General features: G+C 64.4%; 6 protein-coding genes. 2 read left to right on the top strand and 4 right to left on the bottom strand.

The features are described from left to right. The 3 genes from VN004_RS06170 to VN004_RS06160 all read right to left on the bottom strand — a co-directional run. On the bottom strand, positions 1-611 hold a 611-nt coding region (locus VN004_RS06170), incomplete at its 3' end, for a TRAP transporter large permease subunit (RefSeq protein WP_325608046.1). Further along, the gene (locus tag VN004_RS06165) at positions 611-1,168 is read right to left on the bottom strand and encodes a TRAP transporter small permease (RefSeq protein ID WP_325608043.1); all 558 of its coding nucleotides are present in this window, start codon (positions 1,166-1,168) and stop codon (positions 611-613) included. The genes VN004_RS06170 and VN004_RS06165, both read right to left, overlap by 1 nt. Positions 1,169-1,220: 52 nt before the next feature. After that, positions 1,221-2,195 (bottom strand): TRAP transporter substrate-binding protein, encoded by a 975-nt coding sequence (locus VN004_RS06160; protein ID WP_325608041.1) that lies wholly within the window; start codon positions 2,193-2,195, stop codon positions 1,221-1,223. A gap of 215 nt (positions 2,196-2,410) precedes the next feature. Here VN004_RS06160 and VN004_RS06155 point away from each other — a divergent pair, with 215 nt between their 5' ends. Then, positions 2,411-3,913: an inorganic phosphate transporter gene (locus VN004_RS06155; protein ID WP_325608039.1), complete on the top strand. Its 1,503-nt coding sequence runs from the start codon at positions 2,411-2,413 to the stop codon at positions 3,911-3,913. Here the strand turns inward: VN004_RS06155 and VN004_RS06150 are convergent. Continuing rightward, entirely contained in the window at positions 3,883-4,413 is a 531-nt protein-coding gene (locus VN004_RS06150; protein ID WP_325608037.1) for an NUDIX hydrolase, read from the bottom strand. The genes VN004_RS06155 and VN004_RS06150 overlap by 31 nt on opposite strands. 127 nt (positions 4,414-4,540) lie before the next feature. On the opposite strand from VN004_RS06150, the gene VN004_RS06145 reads away from it, so the two are divergent. Beyond that, positions 4,541-5,830: hydantoinase/oxoprolinase family protein (locus VN004_RS06145; RefSeq protein ID WP_325608035.1), on the top strand; the 1,290-nt coding region annotated here is incomplete at its 3' end.

Genomic DNA, 5,830 nt, shown 5'->3' with positions numbered 1-5,830 from the left:
CGCTCTTTGTTGATGAGGGCCCATAGCGCGATATAGCCCATGAACAGAACGATCAGCATGATGCCGGGCATCACGCCGGCGATGAACAATCGCGCGATCGACTGGTCGGTTGCGGTGGCGTACACGATCATGATGATCGAGGGCGGGATCAGAAGGCCAAGCGTGCCCGAACCGGCCAGCGTTCCGATCGCCATGCTCTGGTCGTAGCCGCGCTGCCGCAGTTCGGGCAGGGAAATCCGCCCGATGGTCGCGCAGGTCGCCGCCGACGAGCCGGAGACAGCGGCGAAAATCCCGCAACCGACGACATTGACGTGCAGGAGCCGGCCCGGCAGCCGCTGCATCCACGGCGCCAGAGCCTCGAACATGTCTTCGGACAATTTCGTCCGATACAATATCTCGCCCATCAGAATGAACATCGGCAGCGCCGTGAGGTCCCACGAGTTGGACGCCTGCCACATTGACGCCGCAAGCGCCGGACCGGGCGGCGTCGAAACCGTCACGGCCATGGCGACCAACCCGATCGCCGCAAGGCCGAGCGCGACCCATATTCCGGACGCAAGGATCAGGAGCAAAATCGCGATCAGAAGGAGCGACAGCGCGACAATGCTCATCACTCGGCCTTTCCGAGCGTGATGGCATCCTCGCTCTTTCTGAAGCTTGGCTCGCGCCCGCGCAGCACCAGCACGAATTCATCGATCAGTGCGATCGTAAGAATAATAGCGCCAAGCGCCATCGCGGCCTGCGGAACCGCCAGGGGAAAACGGACGACACCCGGCGACACCTCGTCGAACTGAAAGGACACGAAGGCGAAGTGAGTGAGTTGCCAGGCGATATACGCCGACAGAAGCGCGGATGCCCCGAACGCCCATAACTCGAGCGCATATCGTCCGCGCGGCGGCAATGCCTGCAGCAGCATGGTGATGCGGATATGAGCGCCCGCTTTCAGCGTGCCTGCCAGGGCAAGGAAACTTGCCGCGGCGAGGAGCGAACCGGAGAACTCCGCGAGCGACAGAATGACGATGCCGAAGGGTTCGATCCCGATCAGCTTCAGGCTTTCGTCGATCAGCCGTCCGAAAAGCTGGGCGCCGATCAGGAGCGCGATCGCGACAAGGCAAGCGGCGGACAGCCAGAGGGCCGCGGCGTAAAGTTTGTCGAGACCTGCGCGCATGGCGGGCGGATCGTTTGCGCTCCGCGACCCGCGGAGCGCAAACATCGAAGGGTTATTTCTTGTACTCCTCCAGCATCTTCTGTCCGTCGGGCCCGGCCTTTGCTGCCCATTCGGCGGCAATCGTCTCGCCGATCTTGGCGAGACCGGCCTTCAATTCCGCACTGGGCTGCATCACGATGATCTTGGCGTCCTTCAAGGCCTTTGTCTTGATCTGCATTTCGTCCATCGACGCCTTCCAGCCGCGGTCCTCGGCCGCCTTCGCGGCATCAATCACTGCTTTCTGCTCGTCAGGCGAAAGCTTCGCGAACGCCGCCTTGTTGACGAAAACGATGTTGCGCGGGAGCCACGCCTGGGCGTCGATGTAGTGCGTGAGGTAATCCTGCGCCTTGGTGTCGACGCCGGTCGAGGCCGAGGTGATCATCACATCGACGCGGCCGGTTGCGAAGGCGGTCGGCAGGTCCGGTACCTCGATCTGGGTCGGGATCGAGCCGGCGAGCGCAGCAATCCGGCCGATGGTCGGATTGTAGGTGCGGAATTTCAGACCCTTCAGATCGTTGACGGAATTGATTTCGCGCTTGGCGTAGAGCCCCTGGGGCGGCCAGGGCACGGCATAAAGCAGCATCAGACCTTCCGAATCGAGCTGCTTCTGCAGGTACGGCTTCTGGACGTCGTAGAGCTTCTTCGCCGCGTCATAGCCGGTCGCGACGAAGGGCAGCGAATCTGCGGCATAGATCGGCGCTTCGTTTCCGGCGAGCGATTGCAGGATTTCCCCAATCGGCGCTGTCCCCTGGCGTGCGGCCCGCTTGATTTCAGGATGCTTGAACAGCGAGCCCGCCGAATGGATCTTGATCTTCAGCGACCCCTTGGTCGCCTTATCGACATCTGCGGCAAATTGCGCGGCATTGCGGGTATGGAAATTGCCGTCCGGATAGGGCGTCGGCATATCCCAGGAGGTCTGGGCCTGCCCGGCGCCGCCAAGCGCGATTGAAACCAAGGCAACAGCAGCGGCGCGAAACAACATCGTCATCTGGCTCTCCTGAAGTCCGCGAAACCCGGCAGGTCTGCATCCATGCCGCAAGCATCGCGCGCAAACGGCGCCCTCTGCAAGGGGGCAGCCCGGCTGCAGCCGGAGGACCGCGGAACCGGGCCGGATTTCAACAGCTTCGGTGCACGCCCCGCATGTCTTTGCGGAGCGGGCGTGCTAACGCCTGCCGATATTGCTGGGAAGGTTGCAGGACCCCTTTGGCCAAGAGTGCCCTCGATAAAGACCTGAAGAAGGTCGTCCGGATCGAACACGCGACGCAGGATCTGACGCGTTCGCTGACGACGCCGGGGCTTCTGATCCTGTTCCTGATGGGGACGGTCGTGGTCGCGAGCCTGTCGGTCGCGCAAGGCCCCCTCAGCTATCTCGTGGTGATCGCAGCGCTGATTGCCGCCTATATGGCGCTCAGCATCGGCGCCAACGATGTCGCCAACAATATGGGCCCAGCGGTCGGCAGCAGGGCTCTGACGATGGGTAGCGCGCTCGCCATCGCGGCGGTCTGTGAAGCGTCCGGCGCTCTCATTGCCGGCGGCGATGTCGTGAAGACGATCTCGCGCGACCTGTTGCGGCCCGATATCAACCTTCCGCCCATTCATTTCGTGCTGGTGATGTCCGCGGCGTTGCTCGCGGCAGCGGTATGGACCCACCTCGCGACGTTCCTCGGCGCCCCGATCTCCACCACCCATTCGGTGGTCGGCGGCGTGATGGGCGCCGCCGTCGCCGCCGCCGGCATCAAAATGGTGGTCTGGCCGGTGATCGGCGCGATCGCGGCGAGCTGGGTAATCTCGCCGGTCATGGGCGGGCTGATCGCCGCGGCCTTGCTCGGCTTCATCAAGTGGGCGGTGCTGTTCCGTGAGGACAAGATCAGCGCCGCGCGCCGCTGGGTGCCGGCGATCATCGCGCTGATGACGGGCATCTTCACGATGTATCTCGTGGAGAAGGGCCTCAGCCGGGTCTGGAGCCCGCCACTGGCGCTCATCATCGGATCGGGGCTTGTTGCTTTCCTCGCCGCCTTCGCAGCGACGCGGCCCTGGGTCAATGCGCGGTCCCACACGATGGAAAACCGGCGCAAGGACGTAAGCGCATTGTTCACGCTGCCGCTGATCTGTTCTGCGGCGCTGTTGTCGTTCGCGCATGGCGCCAATGACGTGGCCAATGCCGTCGGCCCTCTCGCCGCAATTGTCTCGACGGCGGCCGGCGAAAGCAGCACGGCGGGCGATGTCGAACTTCCGTTCTGGGTGCTGCTGATCGGCGCGGTTGGTATTGCGATCGGTCTTGCCCTGTTCGGACCGAAGCTGATCCGCAGGGTCGGCGAGCAAATTACCAAAATGGATGCGATCCGCGCCTTCTGCGTCGCCTTGTCCGCGGCGATCACGGTGCTCGTCGCATCCGCCCTCGGGATGCCGGTGTCCTCGACCCATATCGCGATCGGCGCGATTTTCGGCGTCGGCTATCTGCGCGAATTTCTAACCAACAAGGGCGTGCCGAACCCCGCGGTGCGGCCGCGCTCCCTGTTCCTCGAGCCCTCGAAGCTGAACAAGACGCCCGAGCAGGCCATCGCCAATTACCGCAAGCGCGAACGCCGCAAGCTCGTCCGCCGCCAGCACGTCGTCGGTATCGCCGCCGCCTGGGTGATCAGCGTCCCGGCCACGGCGATGCTGGCGGGACTATTCTATGCCTTGATGGCGACGTTTGCCGGCTGAGGCGACTTTGCGACCCGTCGATGCAGGAGCGTCGCCAATGTCACGAGTTGCGGGTCCGACAAGAGCCTGCGCGCTTCCGGCAGGATGACCCAGTGGCGGTGCCGCTTGTCGCGTTCCGGCCAGTCGTCGACCTGACGGACCACGCGCAGCGGATACATCCGGACTTCGATCGGCGCAGTCCGGATGCTGCCTTTCAGCCCGCGATAGCTGCCGATCGGTGTCGGCTCCACATCACCCTCGACGCCGGCCTCCTCGAACGCTTCGCGCGCGGCCACCTGCCAGGGCTCGTAGCCCTCGATCAAAGTGCCTTTCGGAAAGATCCAGCGACCGGTGCCGCGCGAGGTAATCAGAAGGAAAACCGGCGTGCCGTTTACCAGCGTATAGGGGATGGCGCCGGCCTGGGGCATCGCTTCGATGCTTTTGCCGCCGAGCTGGGTCCTGATCCATTGTGTGAGGCGTTGCGTCGTCGCCACTTCCGCCCATCCTGCGTGGAGACTCATCCATTGCGCCAAGTTGCGGCGTTGGTCAAACGCAAGGCGCGTGCAGGTCGTGGACAGCGATGGCTTGCGACGCTGCCGCAATCGTACCAGCATGACATCGGCTCCATCCTGAAGTTCCCCGCACCGCATGACCCGCAAACACGCTTCCCCCTCTGAGTCTTGGGATTTCTGGATCGACCGCGGCGGAACCTTCACCGACATCGTGGGGCGCAAGCCGGACGGCAGCCTCCACGCCCACAAGCTCCTGTCCGAAAATCCCGAGGCCTATCGCGACGCCGCCGTTCAGGGCATTCGCGACCTGCTCGGGCTTTCGGCCGGCGAGCCGATTCCGCCAGGGCGCATCCGCGCCGTGAAAATGGGCACGACCGTCGCCACCAATGCGCTGCTCGAACGCAAGGGCGAGCGTACGCTCCTGATCACCACCAAGGGTTTCCGCGATGCGCTCCGCATCGGCTACCAGGCCCGGCCGAAGATCTTCGCGAAGGAGATCATCAAGCCGGACATGCTGTTCGAGCGCGTGGTTGAAGTGGACGAGCGCGTGCGCGCCGACGGCACGGTGGAACGGGTGCCCGATTTGTCCGCCATCGAGCCGGAATTGCGGCGCGCCTACGACGACGGCATCCGCGCCGCCGCGATCGTGTTCATGCACGCCTATCGTTTTCCCGAGCATGAGCGGCAGGTCGCCGCGCTGGCACGCCGCATCTTTCCGCAGGTGTCGGTGAGTCACGAGGTTTCGCCCCTGATCAAGCTCGTCGGCCGGGGCGACACCACGGTGGTCGATGCGTATCTGTCGCCGATCCTGCGGCGCTATGTGAATCAGGTGGCGACCGCTCTCAACGCGCTGCCATCTTCTCCCCTCCCCCCGCGCAGCGGTGGGGAGGGGTCGGGGGTGGGGGGCGCTTCGACATATGAAATGACCGTCGACTCCCCTCACCCCTACCCTCCCCACCATGCTTCGCATGGGGGGAGGGAGCGCAGCGGAGCAAGCGGCGGTGAAGCAAGACTGATGTTCATGATGTCGTCCGGCGGGCTCACCGCGGCCGACTTGTTCCAGGGCAAGGACGCGATCCTGTCTGGGCCCGCCGGCGGCGTCGTGTCGATGGCGCAGACCGCTCGCGAAGCCGGCTTCACCCGCGTCATCGGCTTCGACATGGGCGGTACCTCGACCGATGTCTCGCATTACGCCGGCGAATACGAGCGCGCTTTCGAGACGGAAGTTGCGGGCGTGCGCATGCGCGCGCCGATGATGCGCATCCACACAGTCGCTGCTGGCGGCGGCTCGATCCTGCATTTCGACGGCGCGCGCTTCCGCGTCGGACCCGATTCCGCGGGCGCCAATCCCGGACCGAAATGCTATCGCCGCGGCGGCCCGCTCGCCGTCACCGACGCCAATGTGATGATCGGCAAGCTGATGCCG

This window comes from Pseudorhodoplanes sp. (assembly GCF_035565855.1).
GTDB lineage: Bacteria > Pseudomonadota > Alphaproteobacteria > Rhizobiales > Xanthobacteraceae > Pseudorhodoplanes.
This window is presented reverse-complemented; position numbering and strand designations above follow the sequence as displayed.

Coding starts and splice junctions, on each gene's coding strand:
- VN004_RS06165 (WP_325608043.1), bottom strand. CDS start 1,168: ATGCGCGCAGGTCTCGACAAACTTTACGCCGCGGCCCTCTGGCTGTCC.
- VN004_RS06160 (WP_325608041.1), bottom strand. CDS start 2,195: ATGACGATGTTGTTTCGCGCCGCTGCTGTTGCCTTGGTTTCAATCGCG.
- VN004_RS06150 (WP_325608037.1), bottom strand. CDS start 4,413: ATGAGTCTCCACGCAGGATGGGCGGAAGTGGCGACGACGCAACGCCTC.